This is a genomic window from Mesorhizobium sp. M1252 (genome assembly GCF_040318265.1).
Lineage (GTDB): Bacteria > Pseudomonadota > Alphaproteobacteria > Rhizobiales > Rhizobiaceae > Mesorhizobium.
In genome coordinates, this window is sequence record NZ_JAMYLX010000004.1 from 197,922 (window position 1) to 217,327 (window position 19,406).

At 62.3% G+C, this 19,406-nt stretch carries 23 protein-coding genes; 12 read left to right on the plus strand and 11 right to left on the minus strand.

Annotated elements, in window-relative coordinates; genetic code table 11:
* The first annotated feature begins 257 nt into the window (after positions 1 to 257).
* The 6 genes from NKH22_RS10180 (at position 258) to NKH22_RS10205 (ending at position 5,048) form a co-directional block, all read left to right on the plus strand.
* Complete coding sequence (locus NKH22_RS10180; protein ID WP_023686131.1) at positions 258 to 902, plus strand: 50S ribosomal protein L25/general stress protein Ctc; 645 nt, start codon at positions 258 to 260, stop codon at positions 900 to 902.
* Positions 903 to 923: 21 nt separating this feature from the next.
* Entirely contained in the window at positions 924 to 1,664 is a 741-nt protein-coding gene (pth, locus tag NKH22_RS10185) for an aminoacyl-tRNA hydrolase (RefSeq protein WP_023701571.1), read from the plus strand.
* Positions 1,665 to 1,759: 95 nt separating this feature from the next.
* Complete coding sequence (gene ychF / locus NKH22_RS10190) at positions 1,760 to 2,863, plus strand: redox-regulated ATPase YchF (protein ID WP_352909472.1); 1,104 nt, start codon at positions 1,760 to 1,762, stop codon at positions 2,861 to 2,863.
* A gap of 209 nt (positions 2,864 to 3,072) precedes the next feature.
* On the plus strand, positions 3,073 to 4,047 hold the full coding sequence (gene corA / locus NKH22_RS10195; protein ID WP_023701569.1) for a magnesium/cobalt transporter CorA: 975 nt from the start codon (positions 3,073 to 3,075) through the stop codon (positions 4,045 to 4,047).
* A gap of 78 nt (positions 4,048 to 4,125) precedes the next feature.
* Complete coding sequence (locus NKH22_RS10200) at positions 4,126 to 4,587, plus strand: MaoC family dehydratase (protein WP_023670033.1); 462 nt, start codon at positions 4,126 to 4,128, stop codon at positions 4,585 to 4,587.
* Positions 4,584 to 5,048 (plus strand): MaoC family dehydratase, encoded by a 465-nt coding sequence (locus NKH22_RS10205; RefSeq protein WP_023748156.1) that lies wholly within the window; start codon positions 4,584 to 4,586, stop codon positions 5,046 to 5,048. Before NKH22_RS10200 ends, NKH22_RS10205 begins: the two co-directional genes overlap by 4 nt.
* Before the next feature lie 100 nt (positions 5,049 to 5,148).
* Here NKH22_RS10205 and NKH22_RS10210 read toward each other — a convergent pair whose 3' ends face one another.
* From NKH22_RS10210 to petA, 5 genes are all read right to left on the minus strand, one after another.
* On the minus strand, positions 5,149 to 5,694 hold the full coding sequence (locus tag NKH22_RS10210; protein WP_013529989.1) for an adenine phosphoribosyltransferase: 546 nt from the start codon (positions 5,692 to 5,694) through the stop codon (positions 5,149 to 5,151).
* A 9-nt stretch (positions 5,695 to 5,703) separates the two neighbouring features.
* Positions 5,704 to 6,849 carry an alpha-hydroxy acid oxidase gene (locus tag NKH22_RS10215; RefSeq protein ID WP_023821603.1) on the minus strand — a complete coding sequence of 382 codons (1,146 nt, stop codon included), beginning with the start codon at positions 6,847 to 6,849 and terminating at the stop codon, positions 5,704 to 5,706.
* 186 nt (positions 6,850 to 7,035) lie between these two features.
* Positions 7,036 to 7,908 (minus strand): cytochrome c1, encoded by an 873-nt coding sequence (locus tag NKH22_RS10220; RefSeq protein WP_023670029.1) that lies wholly within the window; start codon positions 7,906 to 7,908, stop codon positions 7,036 to 7,038.
* A gap of 23 nt (positions 7,909 to 7,931) precedes the next feature.
* A complete protein-coding gene (locus NKH22_RS10225; protein WP_023670028.1) occupies positions 7,932 to 9,275 on the minus strand; it encodes a cytochrome b in 1,344 nt (447 codons plus the stop codon).
* 16 nt (positions 9,276 to 9,291) lie between these two features.
* On the minus strand, positions 9,292 to 9,852 hold the full coding sequence (petA, locus tag NKH22_RS10230) for a ubiquinol-cytochrome c reductase iron-sulfur subunit (protein WP_023670027.1): 561 nt from the start codon (positions 9,850 to 9,852) through the stop codon (positions 9,292 to 9,294).
* Positions 9,853 to 10,166: 314 nt separating this feature from the next.
* Here petA and NKH22_RS10235 point away from each other — a divergent pair, with 314 nt between their 5' ends.
* The gene (locus NKH22_RS10235) at positions 10,167 to 10,511 is read left to right on the plus strand and encodes a cupin domain-containing protein (protein WP_352909474.1); all 345 of its coding nucleotides are present in this window, start codon (positions 10,167 to 10,169) and stop codon (positions 10,509 to 10,511) included.
* 21 nt (positions 10,512 to 10,532) lie between these two features.
* Here the strand turns inward: NKH22_RS10235 and NKH22_RS10240 are convergent, their stop codons facing one another.
* Genes NKH22_RS10240 through NKH22_RS10260 form a run of 5 tightly spaced genes read right to left on the minus strand, consistent with a single transcriptional unit; the run spans position 10,533 to position 15,547 of the window.
* The gene (locus tag NKH22_RS10240) at positions 10,533 to 10,841 is read right to left on the minus strand and encodes a DUF6665 family protein (protein ID WP_023821604.1); all 309 of its coding nucleotides are present in this window, start codon (positions 10,839 to 10,841) and stop codon (positions 10,533 to 10,535) included.
* Between the two features lies 1 nt (position 10,842).
* Complete coding sequence (locus NKH22_RS10245) at positions 10,843 to 11,319, minus strand: GNAT family N-acetyltransferase (protein ID WP_023821605.1); 477 nt, start codon at positions 11,317 to 11,319, stop codon at positions 10,843 to 10,845.
* Between the two features lie 3 nt (positions 11,320 to 11,322).
* Positions 11,323 to 13,206, minus strand: coding sequence for an ABC transporter ATP-binding protein (locus NKH22_RS10250; RefSeq protein ID WP_023821606.1), 1,884 nt, complete (start codon positions 13,204 to 13,206; stop codon positions 11,323 to 11,325).
* A 10-nt stretch (positions 13,207 to 13,216) separates the two neighbouring features.
* On the minus strand, positions 13,217 to 15,112 hold the full coding sequence (locus NKH22_RS10255; protein ID WP_352673265.1) for an ABC transporter ATP-binding protein: 1,896 nt from the start codon (positions 15,110 to 15,112) through the stop codon (positions 13,217 to 13,219).
* A gap of 27 nt (positions 15,113 to 15,139) precedes the next feature.
* A complete protein-coding gene (locus NKH22_RS10260) occupies positions 15,140 to 15,547 on the minus strand; it encodes a hypothetical protein (protein ID WP_023821607.1) in 408 nt (135 codons plus the stop codon).
* A gap of 445 nt (positions 15,548 to 15,992) precedes the next feature.
* Here NKH22_RS10260 and NKH22_RS10265 point away from each other — a divergent pair, with 445 nt between their 5' ends.
* Complete coding sequence (locus NKH22_RS10265) at positions 15,993 to 16,451, plus strand: tRNA (cytidine(34)-2'-O)-methyltransferase (protein ID WP_352909475.1); 459 nt, start codon at positions 15,993 to 15,995, stop codon at positions 16,449 to 16,451.
* A gap of 146 nt (positions 16,452 to 16,597) precedes the next feature.
* Entirely contained in the window at positions 16,598 to 17,044 is a 447-nt protein-coding gene (gene soxR, locus NKH22_RS10270) for a redox-sensitive transcriptional activator SoxR (protein ID WP_023691595.1), read from the plus strand.
* Here soxR and NKH22_RS10275 read toward each other — a convergent pair.
* A complete protein-coding gene (locus NKH22_RS10275; RefSeq protein ID WP_023683688.1) occupies positions 17,041 to 17,298 on the minus strand; it encodes a hypothetical protein in 258 nt (85 codons plus the stop codon). The genes soxR and NKH22_RS10275 overlap by 4 nt on opposite strands.
* Positions 17,299 to 17,573: 275 nt before the next feature.
* Between NKH22_RS10275 and hemF the strand changes: the two genes are divergently transcribed.
* The 3 genes from hemF (at position 17,574) to NKH22_RS10290 (ending at position 19,404) form a co-directional block, all read left to right on the plus strand.
* Positions 17,574 to 18,488 carry an oxygen-dependent coproporphyrinogen oxidase gene (gene hemF / locus NKH22_RS10280; protein WP_023821609.1) on the plus strand — a complete coding sequence of 305 codons (915 nt, stop codon included), beginning with the start codon at positions 17,574 to 17,576 and terminating at the stop codon, positions 18,486 to 18,488.
* Positions 18,489 to 18,726: 238 nt separating this feature from the next.
* Positions 18,727 to 18,987, plus strand: coding sequence for a DUF1344 domain-containing protein (locus tag NKH22_RS10285; RefSeq protein ID WP_023691597.1), 261 nt, complete (start codon positions 18,727 to 18,729; stop codon positions 18,985 to 18,987).
* 231 nt (positions 18,988 to 19,218) lie between these two features.
* Positions 19,219 to 19,404: a DUF1059 domain-containing protein gene (locus NKH22_RS10290; RefSeq protein WP_023670013.1), complete on the plus strand. Its 186-nt coding sequence runs from the start codon at positions 19,219 to 19,221 to the stop codon at positions 19,402 to 19,404.
* Positions 19,405 to 19,406: the final 2 nt, after the last annotated feature.

A 19,406-nucleotide genomic window follows, 5' to 3' on the forward strand; every position in this document is an offset into this window, starting at 1 on the left:
TGCGGCGCCCAACGCAGGCATCGGCCACCCTTGCCCGCCATGGCTTGCACGCCTGCCCGCCTTCCGCTATAGAGCCGCCACCCGCGTAGACACCCTTGGAGGCAACGCGGCGGAAGGCTGCCTTCCCTTGTGATCCCGAACAAAGCTCCGCGTATGCGGTTTCTGGCATTCGGACATCCAGGCCTGGCGGCTTTCGACGTTTACGGTCCAGGCACACTGCCACCGCAAACGCTCCATAAAACGCGAAAGGAAATGCCATGAGCCACGATACTTACGAGCTCAAGGCCGAAGCGCGCGAACAGGTCGGTAAGGGGTCCGCCCGTGCAGTTCGCCGCAACGGTAAAGTGCCTGCAGTTATCTACGGCGACAGACAGCCTCCCCTGGCGATTGCGCTGAACTATAAGGACGTCTTCTACAAAATCCATGGCGGCGGGTTTTTGACCACGATCGCCACGATCGATGTCGACGGCAAGAAAATCCAGGTTCTGCCCAAGGATTTCCAGCTTGACCCGGTCAAGGATTTCCCGGTCCATGTCGACTTCCTGCGCATCGGCAAGGACACCGAGGTCAACGTCGACGTGCCTGTCCACTTCATCAATGAAGACAAGTCGCCCGGCATCAAACGCGGCGGCGTGCTCAACATCGTGCGTCATGAAGTCGAGTTCCACTGCCCGGCCAATGCGATCCCGGAATTCATCACCGTCGATCTCACCGGCGCCGACATTGGCGATTCGATCCACATCTCGGCGGTTACCTTGCCGGCCGGCGTCAAGCCGGTGATCTCCGATCGCGATTTCACCATCGCGACCATTGCCGGCTCCTCGGCGATGAAGCCGGAGACGGAAGAGACGGCGGAAGCGGCAGCCCCCGAAGCGGCGGCTCCTGCTGCCGAAGAGAAGTAATTTTCGGGCCCGGAGTTCACGATGCTTGTCTTTGCAGGCCTCGGCAATCCGGGCGCGAAATACGCTGATAACCGGCACAATGTCGGCTTCATGGCGGCGGACGCAATTGCCCGCCGCCATTCGTTTTCGCCCTGGTCGAAGAAGTTCCAGGGCCTGATCGCCGAAGGCACGATTGCCGGCGAAAAGATTCTTCTGATCAAGCCGCAGACCTTCATGAACCTGTCGGGACAGCCGGTCGGCGAAGCCCTGCGCTTCTACAAGCTCGGCCCCGAGGCGCTGACCGTCTTTTACGACGAGATCGACCTGCCGGCCGGCAAATTGCGGGTTAAGGTCGGCGGTGGCGCCGGCGGACACAACGGCATCCGTTCGCTCGACCAGCATGTCGGCAAGAACTTTCGCCGCGTGCGCATCGGCGTCGGCCATCCCGGCGTCCGGGAAATGGTGCAGTCCCATGTGCTCGGCGATTTCGCCAAGGCCGACCGCGAATGGCTGGACGTGCTGCTCGACACCATCGCCGACGATGCCGGGCTGCTGGCCAAGGGCGACGACAGTTCTTTCATGAACCGGGTGACGCTGGCCTTGCGCGACAAACTAACGCCAACCGGCGACGACGACCGGCCGCCGCCAAAGGCGCCGAAGGCTGAGGGCCCGAAAGCTCAAAGCCACATCCGCCAGGCACGGCCACAGCAGGCGCCGGCCAAGCTGCCGGAAAGCGGCCCGATGGCCGCCATGCTGAAGAAACTGTTCGGCAAGAAGGACTGAGCGTCGACAGGATCGGGACCGCGGGGCTTGACGTTGCTCACTCCTATCGCCCATAGCCCTCATCAAATTTCTAGTTTCCCGATAGGACCGGACACATGGGTTTCAAATGCGGCATCGTTGGCTTGCCCAACGTCGGCAAGTCGACGCTTTTCAACGCGTTGACCAGGACGGCGGCGGCGCAGGCCGCCAACTATCCGTTCTGCACCATCGAACCGAACACCGGCGAGGTGGCGGTGCCTGATCCGCGGCTGCAGAAGATCGCCGCAATCGCCAAGTCTAAGGAGATCATCCCGACCCGCATCTCCTTCGTCGACATCGCCGGCCTGGTGCGCGGCGCCTCCAAGGGCGAAGGGCTGGGCAACCAGTTCCTCGCCAACATCCGTGAGGTCGACGCCATCGTGCATGTGCTGCGCTGTTTCGAGGATGACGACATCACCCATGTCGAGGGCAAAATCGACCCTGTCGCCGACGCCGATACGGTCGAGACCGAGCTGATGCTCGCCGACCTCGACAGCCTCGAGCGCCGCATCGTGCAGATCCGCAAGCGCGCCGGCAGCAAGGACAAGGAAGCAACCACCGTGCTGCCGATGATGGAGGCAGCACTCGAGCTCCTCCAGGCCGGCAAGCCGACCCGCATCCTGCTCAACGGCATTTCAGCGGAAGACCTGCGCATCCTGCAGGGACTGAACCTCTTGACCTCGCACCCCGTGCTCTGTGTATGCAACGTCGCCGAAGCCGACGCCGCCACCGGCAACGAGCACACCAAAGCCGTGGAAAAGATGGCGACCGCGCAAGGCGCCGGCACCGTGGTGATCTCGGCCGCGATCGAGGCCGAAGTCGCCCAGCTCTCCGACGAGGAAGAGATGGAGTTCCTGTCCTCGCTCGGCCTCGACGAGCCTGGCCTCAACAAGGTCATCCGCGCCGGCTACGATCTGTTGCATCTCATCACCTATTTCACCGCCGGGCCGAAGGAGACGCGCGCCTGGACGATCCACAAGGGCGACAAGGCCCCGCAGGCGGCCGGCGTCATCCACACCGATTTCGAGCGCGGCTTCATCCGCGCCCAGACCATCGCCTACAACGACTACATCACGCTAGGCGGCGAAGTGGCGGCCAAGGAAGCCGGCAAGGCGCGCGACGAAGGCAAGGAATATGTGGTCCAGGATGGCGATGTCCTGCTGTTCAAGTTCAACACCTGAGACGCCGAGGCTCTCGCGGCTCGCGCGCTGACGGCGGCCGATCACGGCTTCGTCAAGTGGAGGAGCCGGCATGCCGCTTCGCTTGACTGCCCTTGGCACCGGGTCTATGGCCGTTTGCATGCGACTTGGCCGTCCCCGTGGGAACGGCGGCGCGTGCAAGACCCATCGCTATTAAACGAAACCTTGGGCTCAACCAACGGAGACCGGCGATGATCAAGGCCTTCGTCGTCGACAATGATCGCCTGCGCCTCGCCGACGATCTCGTGGCCAATGGCGATCAGGTCGTCTGGGCCGACCTTCTCAACCCGACCAAGGAAGAAGAAACAACGATCGAGACCTGGCTCGGCGTTGCCATCCCGACGCGCGAGGAGATGGAGGAGATCGAGATTTCGAGCCGCCTCTACATCGAGGACGGCGCCTACTTCATGACCGCCACCTTGCCGGCGCAGACCGAAATCGATGATCCCTTGATGTCACCGGTTACCTTTGTGCTTGCCGGCCCGAGACTGGTCACCATCCGCTATCATGAGCCGAAGGCGTTCAAGACCTTCCCCCTGCGCGCCGAGAAGGTGGCGACAGGCTGCACCACCGGCAACACCATCCTGATCGGCCTGCTGGAGGCGATCGTCGATCGCCTAGCCGATATTCTCGAACGCGCCGGCCGTGACATCGAGACGATCTCGCGCGACATCTTCGAGGCGCGGTCGACCAAGGTGAACAAGCGCAATCGCGATTTCCAGGAACTGCTCAAGGCCATAGGCCGCAAGGAAGACATTGCCTCCTCGATCCGCGACAGCCTGATCTCGCTGCAGCGCCTCACCGGCTTCCTTGCCCACGTCGCGACCCAGATCAAGATGAGCAAGGACGTCCGCGCCCGCATCAAGACAGTATCGCGCGACGTGCTGTCGCTCGCCGACCATGCCACCTTCCTGTCGCAGAAGATCTCGTTCCTGCTCGACGCGACGCTCGGCATGATCTCGATCGAGCAGAACGCCATCATCAAGATCTTCTCGGTCGCCGCCGTCATCTTCCTGCCGCCGACGCTGGTGGCTTCGATCTACGGCATGAATTTCGACGTCATCCCGGAGCTGAAATGGGAGCTCGGCTATCCCTTCGCCATCGGCCTGATGATCCTGTCGGCGATCCTGCCGTTCTGGTATTTCCGCCGCCGCGGCTGGTTGTAGGCCCAATAGAATTCGCTTGACCAAACGCCGCCCGGACGGCATCCGGATGCCCGGTGATCGTACAACCGGATTGAGATCATGACCGCAAAAAGCTGGGCCTACGAGGATTTCACCGAGGGCGCATCGATCGACCTCGGCGCCAAGCAGGTGAGTGCGGCCGAAATCATCGAATTCGCCACCGAATTCGACCCGCAGCCGATGCATCTCGACGAAGCCGCCGGCAAGGCCAGCATCCTTGGCGGCTTGGCCGCCTCCGGCTGGCACACCTGCGCGATCTTCATGCGCATGCTGTGCGACGCCTTCCTGCTCGACTCGACCGCGCAAGGCGCGCCCGGCATCGACCAGGTCAAATGGAAGAAGCCGGTGCTGGCCGGCGACACACTGGCCGGCAGCACCAGCGTGCTTGCCAGGCGCCTGTCGAAATCCAGGCCTCAGCTCGGCCTCGTCACCTTGCGCAGCGAACTGTTCAACCAGCGCGGTGAAAGCGTCTTCGAACTTGAGAACACTGTCATGTTCTTGACCCGCGAGGCCGGCGCATGAGCCTCGACGCGTTCTTCCGCATCGGCGATACCATCAACCTCGGTTCGCACACATTCGAAACCGAGGCGATCAAGGCGTTCGCCTGCAAATACGATCCACAGGTCTTTCATGTCGACGAGGAGGCGGCGAAGAAAAGCGTGTTCGGCCGCCTCTGCGCCTCAGGCTGGCACACCGCGGCCACCTGGATGAAGCTCAATCTCAAAAATCCTATGGACGCTTCTCAATGGACCGGACCCGGCCCGGTACCAGAATTCGGCCCCTCCCCCGGCTTCAGGAACCTGAAATGGCCAAAGCCGGTCTATGCCGGCGAAACCGTCACCTTCACCCGCACGGCCGTCTCCCACCGCCCGCTGGCCAATCGCCCCGGCTGGCGGCTGCTCGCGCTGCGCTCGGAAGGATTCGATTCGACGGGCGACAAGGTGCTGGAGTTCGACAGCGCGGTGCTGGTGAAGGCTGGGTAGGGCTAGGGTTTAGGCAGTAGGGATTAGGCAGCAGTGGGTGCTGCGCCTTGCACGGAATGCGGAGCTTCCTCCCTACTCCCTACTCCCTACTCCCTACTCCCTAATGCCCCTCAAACCCGATCAACGTCCGCACCGGCACGCCCAGCGCTTCGAGCTTCGCCCGTCCGCCGAGATCCGGCAGGTCGATGACGAAGCACGCGGCAAGAATATCGGCGCCGATCTGCCTCAGCAGCTTGACCGCCGCCTCCGCCGTGCCGCCGGTCGCGATCAGGTCGTCAACCAGGATCACCTTCTCGCCCGGCGCAACGCCGTCCTTGTGCATCTCCATCTCGTCCAGCCCGTATTCCAGGCTGTAGGCGACGCGTACCGTCTCGTAAGGCAGCTTGCCCTTCTTGCGGATCGGCACGAAACCGGCCGAAAGCTGGTGCGCGACCGCACCGCCGAGGATGAAGCCGCGTGCCTCGATGCCGGCGATCTTGTCGATCTTCTGCCCGGCATAGGGATGCACCAGCTCGTCGATGGCGCGGCGGAAGGCGCGCGCATTGCCGAGCAAAGTGGTGATGTCGCGAAACAGGATGCCGGGCTTGGGGTAGTCCGGAATGGTGCGGATCGCGGCGAGCAGCGTGTCTTCGAGCGAGGATTTCATGGGTCGAGATTACCTGAAACGGAGGTTGTTGCGCGACAATTGTTCGATCGAACTGCAGCCCATCAGCTTCATGCCGCGCTCGATCTCGATCCGCATCTGCTCCAGCGCCCGCTCGACGCCCGGCTGTCCGGCCGCCGCTAGCGGGAACAGGTAATAGCGGCCGACGCCAACAGCCTTGGCGCCGAGCGACAGCGCCTTCAGCACATGGGTGCCGCGCTGCACGCCGCCATCCATGATGACGTCTATTCTGTCGCCGACGGCATCGACGATCTCGGCCAACTGGTCGAACGCCGCCCGCGAGCCGTCCAGCTGCCGGCCGCCATGGTTGGACAGCACAATGCCGCTGCAGCCGATCTCGACGGCGCGCTTGGCATCCTCCACCGACATGACGCCCTTGAGACAGAACGGACCTCCCCACAGTCTGACCATCTCGGCAACATCGTCCCAGGTCATCGACGGATCGAGCATCTCGGTGAAGTAGCGGCTGATCGACATCGTGCCGCCGCCCATGTCGACATGCTCGTCGAGCTGCGGCAGCTTGAACCCCTCATGGGTGAAATAGTTGATTGCCCAGCCCGGCTTCAGCGCGAACTGCAGCATGCCGGCAAGGTTGAGCTTGAAGGGGATGGCAAAGCCGGTGCGCTTGTCGCGCTCGCGGTTGCCTCCGGTGATGCTGTCGACGGTCAGCATCATCACTTCGACTCCAACCGCTTTCGCCCGCTGCATCATCGCCCGGTTGAGGCCGCGATCCCGGTGGAAATAGAACTGGTAGACCTGCGGGCTGCTGGTGATCTTGCGCGCTTCCTCAAGACTGACAGTGCCGAGCGAGGACACGCCGAACATCGTGCCGAATTTGGCCGAAGCCTTGGCCACCGCGCGCTCGCCTTGATGATGGAACAGCCGCTGCAAGGCGGTCGGCGAGCAATAGACGGGCATGGCCAGCTTCTGGCCCATCACCGTCACCGACATGTCGATCTCGCTTACCCCGCGCAGCACGTTGGGAACGAGGTCGCAGCGCTCGAAGCTCTCGGTGTTGCGGCGATAGGTGACCTCGTCGTCGGCCGCGCCATCGATGTAGTTGAAGATTGGCCCAGGCAACCGCTGCTGGGCCATGCGCCGGAAATCGGAAAAGTTGTGACAGTCGCGTAGCCGCATCATCGATCCCAAATGCCCCTTTAGCCCGCGATCCGCCGGGCGCGCGTGCAATACCAATCGCATGGCGCCGTGCCAACGGACTTCTTACTGGACGGCTGCTGCGCCAAGATGCGAACCATGCCCGGTTTGGCAAGCAAAAAGGGCGTCCGAAGACGCCCTTTCCATTTCCGAGGAATAAGATGCGGCTTAGTGCGCCACGCCTTCCCACACCTTGCGCTTGGTCAGATACATCAGCGCCCCGAACAGAAGCAGAAACACCAGCACGCGGAAGCCGGTCTTCTTGCGGTCTTCCATATGCGGCTCGGCCGCCCACATCAGGAACGCCGAGACGTCGCGCGAATACTGGTCGATCGTCTGCGGCGAACCGTCATCGTAGGTCACCTGGCCGTCGGAGAGCGGCTTGGGCATCTTCAGCGACACGCCGGACATGAAGTATGGATTGTAGTGGGTGCCTTCGGGGATCACCATGCCGGCAGGTGGCGTCTCGTCGTAGCCGGTCAGCAGCGAATGGATGTAGTCCGGGCCGCCCTGCGCATATTGCGTGAAGATATCGAAGACGAAGCGCGGGAAGCCGCGCTCGACGCCGCGCGCCTTGGCTAGCAGCGACATATCCGGTGGGGCAGCGCCGCCGTTGGAAGCGGCAGCCGCCTCCTCATTGGCGAACGGCGCCGGGAAATGGTCGGACGGCTTGCCCGGGCGGTCGAACATGTCCCCGGCATCGTTGGGTCCATCATGGATGGTGTACTCGGCCGACAGGGACTTGATCTGCGCTTCCGAATAGCCGAGGTCCTCCAGCGTGCGGAACGCCACCAAATTCATCGAGTGGCAGGCCGAGCAGACTTCCTTGTAGACCTTCAAGCCACGCTGCAGCTGCGCCTTGTCGTAGGTGCCGAACGGACCGGCAAAAGTCCAGTCCATCTCCTTCGGCTCGTGGATCGGGAAATGCGTCGGTGCCGCCGCGTTGTGCGCCTCTTCAGCGGCGATCGCCACACTGCCGACGGCTCCGATGCCAGCGGCAAACACGCCTAGCAGGGCGAGCGAGGTGAGAATCTTTTTCATGCCAAATCCCCTTAGATTCTCACTCAGCCTTTGGTTTCCGGCGCGGCGGTCGCACCGGCCGGATGTCCCCCTCCGGCACCCTTGTTCTTCTCAAGCACCGCCTCGGTGATCGAATTCGGCAATCTGCGTGGCGTCTCGATCAGGCCAAGCACCGGCAGGATGACGAGGAAGAAGGCGAAGTAGAACAGTGTCGCCGCTTGAGCGTAGCCAACGTAGTTGCCCGAGACCTCACCTATCAGGAGGGTCAACAGACCGCCGCCTTCCGCCGGCTGCGAGCCAAGCCAGCCAAGCAGGACAGCGTCGGCGACGAACAGCCAGAAGAACAGCTTGTACCAGGGCCGGTAGACCGCCGAGCGCACCTTGGAGGTGTCGAGCCACGGCACCAGGAACAGCATGACGATGGCGCCGAACATGCACAGCACGCCACCGAGCTTGGAGTTGATCGGCCCGATGTTGAAGGTGATCGCGCGCAGGATCGCGTAGAACGGCAGGAAGTACCATTCCGGCACGATGTGGGCCGGCGTCTTCAGCGGGTTGGCGATCGTGTAATTGTCCGGATGGCCGAGAAAGTTCGGCAGGTAGAAGACGAAATAGGCGAAGAAGAACAGGAACACGATCATGCCGAATGCATCCTTGATGGTCGCATAGGGCGTAAAGGCAACGGTGTCGGTCTTCGATTTCACCTCGATGCCGGTCGGGTTCGACTGGCCGACCACGTGCAGCGCCCAGACGTGCAGCACGACGACGCCGGCGATCATGAACGGCAGCAAATAGTGCAGCGCAAAGAAGCGGTTGAGCGTCGGGTTGTCGACGGCGAAACCGCCGAGCAGCAGTTCCTGGATCCAGTTGCCGACCAGCGGAATGGCGCTGAAGAAGCCGGTGATGACGGTGGCGCCCCAGAAGCTCATCTGACCCCAAGGCAGCACATAGCCCATGAAGCCGGTCGCCATCATCAGCAGATAGATGATGCAGCCGAGGATCCACAGCAGCTCGCGCGGCGCCTTGTAGGAGCCGTAATAGAGCCCGCGGAAGATGTGGATGTAGACGGCGACGAAGAAGAACGAGGCGCCGTTGGAATGCATGTAGCGCAACAGCCAACCGGAATTGACGTCGCGCATGATCTTCTCGACCGAATTGAAGGCGAGATTGGTGTCGGCGGTATAGTGCATGGCGAGCACGATACCGGTCAGGATCTGCGCCACCAGCATGATCGTGAGGATGCCGCCGAAGGTCCACGCATAGTTGAGGTTGCGCGGCACCGGATAGGCGATGAAGCTGTCATAGACCATGCGCGGCAGCGGCATGCGGGCGTCGAACCAGCGTTCGATACCGGTCTTGGGCGTATAGGTCGAGTGTCCCTCGCTCATCGAATTATCCCCTGCCTCAACCGATAAGGATTTTGGTATCGGAAATGAACTTGAATACCGGCACGGCCATGTTTTCCGGCGCCGGGCCTTTGCGGATGCGGCCGGCGGTATCGTACACCGAACCGTGGCACGGGCAGAACCAGCCGCCGAAATCGCCTTCCTGGCCAAGCGGAATGCACCCCAGATGCGTGCAGACTTGCACCATCACCATCCAGGCTTCCTTGCCGGGCGTGGTGCGGTTGGCATCGGTCGCCGGCGCATCGGCGGGCAGATTGGCGTTGCGGGCAATAGGATCCTTGAGATCGGCAAGGTTCACGGCTTCGCCGTCCTTCATCTCCTGCTCGGTGCGATTGCGCACCACGACCGGCTTGCCGCGCCATTTGACGATCAGCGACATGCCAGGCGTCAGCGAGGCGACATCAACCTCGACCGAGGCCAGCGCCAGCGTCGAGGCATCAGGGCGCATCTGGTCGATGAAGGGCCAGGCAACGGCGCCTGCGCCAACCACTGCGGCCATGCCGGTGGCGACGTAGAGAAAATCACGACGGTTGGGATCCTGGGTGTCGGTTGCGCTCACGGGTGCCTGATCCTTTCGCCTCTTCCGAGCCGGCGGCCGAGCTTTGTCCCCGCTCCATCGCGCCGGCCCGACAGCGCATGGCGAACAAGCTAGCGAATTCCTCCGGCATTTGGATTTCGGTTTATGCGTGAAGCCCGTTTTTGTCCAGCGGGCTGAGGCCACAAGGGCAGATTGTCGCGGGGACAGAACAGCGCGTCAGTTGGCCAGATGCCCAAAGGTCGGCAAAGGCGGCTAAACAACAGGGAAATATCAGCAAATCCGAGGCTCCCCACCTGTCTCGACAGGACAGGTTGCCGTGATCTAGTCTCGCCGGCATGGCACATATTATCGACCGCGAGACCTGGACCAGGACGTCCGGCCGCTGGCAGGGCGAACTGCAATGCGGCGCCTACGGCTCCAACTCCGGCCTGATTTTCAACTATCAGGAAGAGATTGGCGGCGGCCCGCGCCTGCACACGCATCCCTATTGTGAGATATTCATCATCCGGCAAGGCACCGGCCTGTTCACGATCGGCGACCAGCAGATCGAGGCCACGGCCGGCCAGATCCTGATCGTCCCTCCCGATACGCCGCACAAATTCACCAATCTTGGCCCAGGCCCGCTCGAAACGACCGACATCCACGAAAACGGCAGCTTCATCACCGAATGGCTGGAATGATCGTTTGCCGGCCGGCGGCTTTCAGCTTGCACCGAGCCTGACCAGCACGGCCCTTGGGATATCGTATTCGCGGATGACCGACTCATGCCGGCGCAGGCCGCAGAGTTCACGCTGGATGAAATAGGCGTGCACCGCCGCGGCAGCCTCCTTGAGCAGCCGCGGTCGCTGCTCCTCGTCGCCGTTGTTCTGACGGAGCTTGGCCAGCGTTTCCTCGACCCGTTGGCCGGCACGGCCGAGCGCTGCGGCCTTTTCAGCCAGTATCTCATGGCCGAGGGCGTCGAACGCGGCTTCGGCAGCCGAGGCGCCTAGGGATGGCGGATGCAGTGACATCTCAGCCTCCTTTTCTGTCTTGAGAGAGCATCATGCGGTGCGTGACGAATTCTTCGCTCACCACCGGCTGGAAACCAAGCCGTTCATAGAACCCAAAGGCTTCTTGTGGCGCGCGGGTGTTCAGCACGGCAAAATGCTGACGTGCCCTGTCAATGACGGTCTCGACCAGCATGCGGCCAATGCCGCTGCGGCGATGACGCGCGCTGACGAACAGGTGCCTGACCCGGCCGTGGTCCCTGCCTTCGAAATAAGGATCGATGTTCAACCCGCACACACCAGCGAGTTCTCGGCCATGCCATGCGCCAAACAGCGCCTCGCCTCGTTTCAGGAACTTATTGCAGCCGCCTGCCCAGCCATCCGCCAGCCGCACCAGCATCCAGTAGCCCTCCAGCCGGCTCTCCTCCTTCAGCGCATCGAAGGCCGGCGCGGTTGGCCGCAGCCGCTTGAGGACGTAGCCGATATCAGGCGACGCTGCCATGCCCTACTCCGCCGGCCGTGTCTCTTCCAGCACGCTTTCCTCGTGGTAGAGGAAGCCGCCGGACTGCCGCTTCCACAGCCGCGCATAGAGCCCGTCGAGCGCCACCAGCTCGTCATGCGTGCCCTGTTCGATGATGCGGCCTCCGTCCAGCACCACAAGACGGTCGAGCGCGGCGATGGTCGACAGCCGGTGCGCTATGGCGATGACCGTCTTGTTCTCCATCAGCCTGGCCAGATTCTCCTGGATCGCCGCCTCGATGTCGGAATCGAGCGCCGAGGTCGCCTCGTCGAGGATCAGGATCGGCGCATCCTTGAGGAAGACGCGGGCGATCGCGACGCGCTGGCGCTGGCCGCCCGACAGTTTCACGCCGCGCTCGCCGACAAAAGCCTCGTAGCCGGTACGGTCCCGGTTGTCGCGCAGGCCCAATATGAACTCGTGCGCCTCGGCCTTCTTCGCCGCCGCGATCACCTCGGCGTCAGTTGCATCCGGCATGCCGAGCTTGATGTTGTCGCGTAGCGAGCGGTGGAACAGCGCCGTCTCCTGGCTGACCACGCCGATATTGGCGCGCAGCGAGTTCTGCGTCACCTCGGCGACGTCTTGCCCGTCGACCAGGATTTTCCCGCTCTCGAGGTCGTAGAGGCGCAGGATGAGATTGGCGAGCGTCGTCTTGCCCGCACCGGACGGCCCGACCAGCCCGACCTTCTCGCCAGGCTTGACCACAAGGTCGATGCCATTCAGCACGCCAAAACCCTTGCCGTAGTGGAACTCGACATTCTTCACCTCGACGCGGCCGCCGGCGACGACAAGCTCTTTCGCATCCGGCGCATCGACAAGGCCAAGCGGCTGCGAGATCAGCGCCTTGGAGTTTTCCAGCACGCCGAGATTTCGCAATATGCCGTTGAGCTGCATCATCACGCGCCCGAGCAGCATGTTGAGCCGCAAGACCAGCGACAGCGTGAACGCGACGGCGCCGACGGTGATCGACCCTTCGACCCAGAGATGGACGGCAAAGCAGCCAATCGCGGTGATCATGATGCCCGACAGCGTCGTCAGCGCCATGCGCACGCCGGTCAGCCGGCGGGTGAAGGGCCGTAGTGCATCGAGATAGATGTCGAAGCCGTTCCGGATGTAGCGGTCGTCGCCGTCGGCCGAGAACAGCTTCAGCGTCTGCACGTTGGAATAGGAATCGATGATGCGCCCATTGATCATCGAGCCCGCTTCAGCCGTGGCCTCGGCATGCCTGCGGATCGAGGGCAGATAGAGCTTGGCCAGCCAGGCGAAAGCGAGAATCCAGATCACCACCAGCACGGCCAGGCGCAGATCCAGCCCGGCGACCAGCGCCAAGGTCGTCACCGTATAGATGAGCATGAACCAGATGACCTCGATGAAGCTCTCCATCAGGTCGCCGGTCGCCTGCCCCGCCTGCCAGACTTTTGTCGCGATACGGCCGGCGAAATCGTTCTGGAAGAAAGTGTAGGACTGCCGCGACACATGCCGGTGCGCCTGCCAGCGCACCAGATTGTAGAAGCCCGGCGTGATCGTCTGTTCGTTGACCAGCGCCGACAGGCCGACGACGACGGTGCGGATGACCAGCACCACTGCGATCATGAAAACAAGCTCAGGCCCGGCGGCGGTCCACAGCGCATGCCAGCTGCGCTCGCCAGGAAGCTGGTCGAGAATATCGACCAGCCGCCCGACGAAGTAGAACAGCCCGGCCTCGATCAGCGGCGCGATGCCGCCGATGACCAGCATGGCGAAGAAGGCGAACTTCGCCTGGCCGACATAGTGCCAGAGGAAGCCGCCGACGCTTGGCGGTGGCCGAAGGTCCGCCGGCTCCCTGAACGGATAGACCCAGTCCTCGAACCAGCGATAGACGGCTGTCATCATGCTGACGTCATCACTCTGCGGCTTCACCCTTCACGCCGATGTCGTTGGCAACGGCGTCATTGGCGGCATCGACCGGACCGTCGTCGAGCAGGAACCCGCCCGACTGGCGCTGCCAGAGCTGCGCGTAGAGCCCGCCGCTGGCAACGAGTTCCTCGTGCGACCCTTCCTCGATGACACGGCCCTTGTCGAGGACGACGAGCCTGTCCATCGCCGCGATGGTCGACAGCCGGTGCGCAATGGCGATGACGGTCTTGCCTTGCATGAGCTTGTAGAGATTCTCCTGGATGGCGGCCTCGGCTTCGGAATCCAGCGCCGACGTCGCTTCGTCAAGGATAAGTATCGGTGCGTCCTTCAACATAACGCGAGCAATGGCGATGCGTTGCCGCTGGCCGCCGGACAATTTGACGCCGCGGTCGCCGACATGAGCATCGAGCCCTTTACGTCCGGTGTGATCCGAAAGCCTGCCGATAAACTCCAGCGCCTCGGCCCGCCCGGCTGCCTCGACAAGCATTTCCTCCGTCGCATCGGGCCGCCCGTAAAGGATGTTGTCGCGCACCGAACGATGCAGCAGCGAGGTGTCCTGCGTCACCATGCCGATCTGCGAGCGCAGCGAATCCTGCGTCACCGAAGCGATCTCCTGGCCGTCGATCAGGATCCGGCCGTTCTCGAGGTCGTAGAACCGCAACAGGAGATTGACCAGCGTCGACTTGCCCGCGCCCGAGCGCCCGACAATGCCGACTTTCTCGCCGGGCTTCACCGTCAGCGATAGGTTCTCGATGACGCCCTTCTGCTTGCCATAGTGGAAACGAATGTCGTCGAAGCGTATCTCGCCCTTGGTGACGGCAATGTCCTTCGCCCCCGGCCGGTCTTCGACCAGGCGCGGCAGCGAGATCGAGGCGATACCGTCTTGCACCGTGCCGATGTTCTCGAACAGGCTCGACATTTCCCACATGATCCACTGCGACATGCCCCACATGCGGAGCACGAGGCCGATGACCACGGCGACGGCGCCGATCGTCACCGCCTGGCCGAGCCACAGCCACAGCGCCGTCGCCGTCACCGAAAACAGGAGCAGCGCGTTGAGGATATAGAGCAGCCCGTAAAGCACCGTCACCAGCCGCATCGACCGGTAGACCGTGTCGAGGAAGCCTGCCATGCCTTCTTTGGCGAACGTTGCTTCGCGCCGTGCATGGGAAAACAACTTGACCGTCTGGATGTTGGTGTAGCTGTCGACGACGCGGCCGGTCATCGTCGAGCGCGCATTGGCCTGCGCCTCGCCGACCTTGCCCAGCTTCGGGATGATATAGCGCAACAACCCGATATAGCCGAGCAGCCAGACGCCGAGAGGTGCCGCCAGCCGCAAGTCGGCCGAGCCGACGATGAACAGCATGCCGAGGAAATAGACGATGACGTAATTGAGCACCTCGATCACCTTGATGACGCATTCGCGCACGGCGAGTGCCGTCTGCATCAGCTTGGTGGCGATGCGGCCGGCAAATTCGTCCTGGTAGAAGCTCATCGACTGCTTCAAGAGATAACGATGCACCTGCCATCGGATGCGCATGGGGTAGTTGCCCATCAGCGTCTGCTGGTTGAGCAAAGAATGCAGCCATACCGTACCCGGCAGCGCGAACAGCACGACGAAGGCCATGCCGGCAAGCTTCCAGCTCTCGGTCTGCAGGAAGGTTTCGCGGTTCTGCCCGGACAGCCAGTCGACGATGTGGCCCATGAAGCCGAACATCCACACTTCCGCGATGGCAATCGCCGTCACCAGCACCGCGTCGACGATGATGTATGGCCAGGCGCCGCGCGTATAATGCACGCAGAAGGCAACCAGCGTCTTCGGCGGCTCGACCGGTTCCGCTGCGGGGAACGGATCGAGCCTTCTTTCAAACCAGCTAAACATAGTGATGCTCACAAAACTGTTGTCCGCTCATGCGGCGCGGGAAAAATCCCCGGGGCGCTCCGCCTCCCCAGACCGTACGTCGGCGGGGACTGACGGCCCGGAATCACCCGGGCCATCGGTCCTGCTTCGCGCAATATAGGGACTTGCGGGCTTTTCACCGACAGAAGCCTTCGACTGTGCTGACGGCACGCCGCCGCCAGTCCGGTTTTTCGCGCCCGGCCGGATCAGCCGGATGATCCGGCGCACCAGCGACGGCCGGCTGTGGTCGGGAACCGCACGCGAGAAATCGACATCCGGCAACATGCCGCGATGCGGACGCCGGCGCGTCTCGGCATGAACCGCCGACGAATAGGTCTCGCCGACTAGCAACGCCCAGGTCGCCGTCTTGCGTTCGTGCAGGCTTCTTGAACCAGGTATCTTATAGGGATCGAACATCGGTCCGTCCTCCGTGTGAAAATAGACATAAAAAGGCGAAGCAATGTCGTGCGCCGGCCTTCGGCCGGAGGCACGGATTGCATCCGTCGGGACACGAGGATAGGCCTCGGTCGCGACATGCTCAGCTGGGGCGCTTGGCCCCTTTGACCGTTTGAAAAACATCGCAGGATTCCTTCGAGAGCCGAAAATTGGGTTCGGCGGGAATCGGTGCGATCAGATCTAAGAGATCAGGTAAATCGTCGTACCGAAACCGCCAGCAGGCAGGTAAGCCCACGGGAGGGGCGCTGGATGTGCATGGTCATCATGAAATACCCCTCCATCGGTTCGGGTTGACAATGCGTGCGGTATAATCGACTTCGCAGAAAATGGCCACCCGCAGGTCCAGCAATTTCCAAAACCAGCCACCCGCTGTGGCCGATCTGCCACTTATTAGAAAGACGCGGAAATGAACCACCGTCTTCGCATCGCCCTCTACCAGCCTGACATCGCCGGCAACACCGGCACAATCCTGCGCTTCGCCGCCTGCCTCGGCCTTGGCGTCGACATCATCGAACCAGCCGGCTTTCCGCTCTCCGACAAAGCCCTCAAGCGCGCCGGGATGGACTACCTCGAAATGGCTGCCCTGACCCGGCATGTTGACTGGAACGCCTTCGAGGATTGGCGCAAGGGCGAAGCCTGCCGGCTGGTGCTGCTCACCACCAAAGCCGCGACCCCCTATACGGGCTTCAGCTTCGCCCAAGGCGACATCCTGCTGTTCGGCCGCGAATCCGCCGGCGTGCCGGATCCTGTCCATCAGGCGGCGGATGCGCGGCTGACGATCCCGATGCAGCCGGGCACGCGCAGCATCAACGTCGCGCTGTCCGTCGCCATGGTCGCCGGTGAAGCCATCCGGCAACTCGGCTAGACCCTTCAACGCGTTGTCGTCATCGCCAACGGCCGTTGCGTCTTGCATCATTCTCACCCAGGCGCACATCGCCTTCTCCTCAATTACCCTATCGACATTTCCTGGCTACAAGCTCAACTTAAGTTGAGGTCAAGCGGAAAATCGAGATGGCTCCGGTAAAGGAATTGACGGTCGGCCAGTTGGCCATGCGCAGCGGCGTGGCGGTGTCGGCGCTGCATTTCTACGAGGCGCGCGGGCTGATCCGCAGCCACCGCACGTCGGGCAACCAGCGGCGCTATGGCCGCGACGTGCTGCGGCGGGTGGCAATCATCCGGATCGCCCAGGAGGTCGGCATCTCGCTGGCCGAGATCGGCGCCGCACTTGAATCGCTGCCAGAAGGCCGTACCCCGACGCGCGAGGACTGGAACCTGTTGTCGACCGGCTGGCGCGACGACCTCGATCGCAAGATCACTCAGCTAAAGAAGCTGCGCGACGGCCTTACCGACTGCATCGGCTGCGGCTGCATGTCGATCGACAAATGCCCGCTGCGAAACAGGGAAGATCGCTTGAGTGCGCAAGGGCCGGGCGCAAGGCGACTGCTTGTGGAATCCTAATCCGCCGCGGGCAGCCGCCGTATGGTGAATTCGATTACGTCGCCCGGCCGCTCGAACCAGCTTTCGATCTCGGTCCAGTAGGCCTGCTTTGGAAAACGCTCGAACCATTCCTTGGCCTTGAGCCGCGCATCCGGGCGCGGCAGGACGAAGGTCTCGCGCAAAAACCCGTCACGCGGCATGCGCTCGCGCTCGGCGCGTGAACGATCGAGCCTTTTCTTCAGGCCATGCAGCGGCGGTCTTGCCGGCGTGCGCATGAAAGAACTCCTGGGCCGAACCAGATGACACTTGACCCTTGCCCCTAGGAGATTAGGGATCGCGCCCGGAAAAGGCTAGTGGTCCGATTCCAACATTCGCCTCCCTAGTCCCCAGGCGCCGTTGCGAATGTTGGAATCACAAGGACCGCTAGCAAGTTTATGTTTCTGGTGGAGTTTTCGAATTTGACATTTGCATCGTGCCCTGCGCCACGCTGTGTGCAAATGTCAAATTCACTCCACTAGGTCCTTTGTCGGCCGCGACCGGAGACAGCATTTTGGAACGACCAGAAATACCGGCAGGCCTGCCACCCGACATCGAACAGAAGAAAATGAAGGCTAGGCTCTGGTTCGAGACGCTGCGCGAGCGCATTTGCACAACCTTCGAGCAGATCGAACAGGAACTGCAGGGACCACTGGCCGAATGGTCGCCCGGCAGCTTCGAGAAGACGCCGTGGGAACGCGACAATGGAAAGGGCGGCGGCGGCGCCATGTCGATGATGCGCGGCCGCGTCTTCGAGAAGGTCGGCGTCCATACTTCGACCGTCTATGGCGAATTCTCGCCCGAATTCAGGAAGCAGATGCCCGGCGCCGAGGAAGACCCGAGCTTCTGGGCATCAGGCATTTCGTTGATCGCGCATCCCTGGAACCCCAACGTGCCGGCCGTGCACATGAACACCCGCATGGTCGTGACGTCGCGCCACTGGTTTGGCGGCGGCGCCGATCTGACGCCGGTGCTCGACCGCAACCGCACGGAAGATCACCCCGACACGGTCGCCTTCCATCGAGCCATGCAGTTCGCCTGCGAGAAGAACGCTGCGATCGCCGACCACCCCAAATTCAAGGCCTGGTGCGACGAGTATTTCTATCTGCCGCACCGCCACGAGCCGCGCGGCGTCGGCGGCATCTTTTTCGACTGGCTGCATTCGGGGGAGGAGAAAGGCGGCTGGAATGCCGATTTGAACTTCGTTCAGGATGTCGGGCGTTCTTTCCTTGTCGTCTACGGACACCTGGTTCGCGCCCATTTCAACGAGAACTGGACCGACGACGACCGCGACGAGCAGCTCATTCGCCGCGGCCGTTACGTCGAATTCAACCTTCTTCACGATCGCGGCACCATCTTCGGCCTGAAGACCGGCGGCAATGTCGCTTCGATCCTGTCCAGCCTGCCGCCGGAGGTCAGGTGGCCGTAAAAAATCGGTGAGCGAAACGTGAGCCGCATTGACGTCCCATTCGCCGAATCTGGGCAGCCAATGTGGCATCGCCATTATCTTTTTCGTCTAATAGGCAATTGAAATAAAACGACTATTTGTCGTTTCGGGCCGGGAAGCGCCGGCGGTTCAGTCCCGAACCGCGACACGACGCTACCGGACGGCCCTGAACAAGGCGGAGCATTTTCCAAACGGATGCCCGCATTTCCAGGAGTATTACATGCGAAAGCTCATTGTTTCGGCAGCCGCCGCTGCCCTTCTCGCTTCCGGCTCGATTGCCTTTGCCGCGGTCAAGCACACCACGGGCACGGTCAAGACCTATGATGGCACGGCCATGAGCCTCGTTCTGGACGATGGATCCACCTTCACGCTGCCCCAGACCTTCAAGGATCCAGGCTTGAAGGCCGGCGAAAAGGTCCGCGTTTCCTGGGACATGAGCGGCAAGAACAAGGTTGCCGAGTCCGTCAAGATCGTGAAGTGATGGGGACAAGACCGAACGGTCTTGCCTTGGCTTAGCCTGACAAGAGGGGGCGGAGCAGCGCTGCTCCGCCTTTTCGCACCCACGGCAACCAAAACCGTCGAACCGTGTTATGCTAGCTCCCCCGTGCGTGCCCCCGAAACCGACTGCTGTGACAGGGCGCGGAACAGAGATGGCGGAGCTTCGTGTGCCCATGAGAGGCACAGGCTCCAAGGAGGAAAAGGAGAAAACCCCATGAAGGAATTCCATTGCGGCTCGCTGGTTCCCGGCTGTGAGTGGCACACCCGTGCCGGTGAGGAAGCCGAGGTCATGCGCCGCGCCGTCGACCATATGCGCGAGACACATGGCGAAACGGTCATTCGCGAGACGATGATCGAGGCGATCCGCTCGCGCATCGAGAAAGTTCGCGACGCGGCCTGAGC

Excerpts from the sequence above, each read along its gene's own strand:
- NKH22_RS10180 (WP_023686131.1), top strand. The coding sequence starts at position 258 with ATGAGCCACGATACTTACGAGCTCAAGGCCGAAGCGCGCGAACAGGTC.
- pth (WP_023701571.1), top strand. The coding sequence starts at position 924 with ATGCTTGTCTTTGCAGGCCTCGGCAATCCGGGCGCGAAATACGCTGAT.
- ychF (WP_352909472.1), top strand. The coding sequence starts at position 1,760 with ATGGGTTTCAAATGCGGCATCGTTGGCTTGCCCAACGTCGGCAAGTCG.
- corA (WP_023701569.1), top strand. The coding sequence starts at position 3,073 with ATGATCAAGGCCTTCGTCGTCGACAATGATCGCCTGCGCCTCGCCGAC.
- NKH22_RS10200 (WP_023670033.1), top strand. The coding sequence starts at position 4,126 with ATGACCGCAAAAAGCTGGGCCTACGAGGATTTCACCGAGGGCGCATCG.
- NKH22_RS10205 (WP_023748156.1), top strand. The coding sequence starts at position 4,584 with ATGAGCCTCGACGCGTTCTTCCGCATCGGCGATACCATCAACCTCGGT.
- NKH22_RS10210 (WP_013529989.1), bottom strand. The coding sequence starts at position 5,694 with ATGAAATCCTCGCTCGAAGACACGCTGCTCGCCGCGATCCGCACCATT.
- NKH22_RS10215 (WP_023821603.1), bottom strand. The coding sequence starts at position 6,849 with ATGCGGCTACGCGACTGTCACAACTTTTCCGATTTCCGGCGCATGGCC.
- NKH22_RS10220 (WP_023670029.1), bottom strand. The coding sequence starts at position 7,908 with ATGAAAAAGATTCTCACCTCGCTCGCCCTGCTAGGCGTGTTTGCCGCT.
- NKH22_RS10225 (WP_023670028.1), bottom strand. The coding sequence starts at position 9,275 with ATGAGCGAGGGACACTCGACCTATACGCCCAAGACCGGTATCGAACGC.
- NKH22_RS10235 (WP_352909474.1), top strand. The coding sequence starts at position 10,167 with ATGGCACATATTATCGACCGCGAGACCTGGACCAGGACGTCCGGCCGC.
- NKH22_RS10240 (WP_023821604.1), bottom strand. The coding sequence starts at position 10,841 with ATGTCACTGCATCCGCCATCCCTAGGCGCCTCGGCTGCCGAAGCCGCG.
- NKH22_RS10245 (WP_023821605.1), bottom strand. The coding sequence starts at position 11,319 with ATGGCAGCGTCGCCTGATATCGGCTACGTCCTCAAGCGGCTGCGGCCA.
- NKH22_RS10250 (WP_023821606.1), bottom strand. The coding sequence starts at position 13,206 with ATGATGACAGCCGTCTATCGCTGGTTCGAGGACTGGGTCTATCCGTTC.
- NKH22_RS10255 (WP_352673265.1), bottom strand. The coding sequence starts at position 15,112 with ATGTTTAGCTGGTTTGAAAGAAGGCTCGATCCGTTCCCCGCAGCGGAA.
- NKH22_RS10260 (WP_023821607.1), bottom strand. The coding sequence starts at position 15,547 with ATGTTCGATCCCTATAAGATACCTGGTTCAAGAAGCCTGCACGAACGC.
- NKH22_RS10265 (WP_352909475.1), top strand. The coding sequence starts at position 15,993 with ATGAACCACCGTCTTCGCATCGCCCTCTACCAGCCTGACATCGCCGGC.
- soxR (WP_023691595.1), top strand. The coding sequence starts at position 16,598 with ATGGCTCCGGTAAAGGAATTGACGGTCGGCCAGTTGGCCATGCGCAGC.
- NKH22_RS10275 (WP_023683688.1), bottom strand. The coding sequence starts at position 17,298 with ATGCGCACGCCGGCAAGACCGCCGCTGCATGGCCTGAAGAAAAGGCTC.
- NKH22_RS10285 (WP_023691597.1), top strand. The coding sequence starts at position 18,727 with ATGCGAAAGCTCATTGTTTCGGCAGCCGCCGCTGCCCTTCTCGCTTCC.
- NKH22_RS10290 (WP_023670013.1), top strand. The coding sequence starts at position 19,219 with ATGAAGGAATTCCATTGCGGCTCGCTGGTTCCCGGCTGTGAGTGGCAC.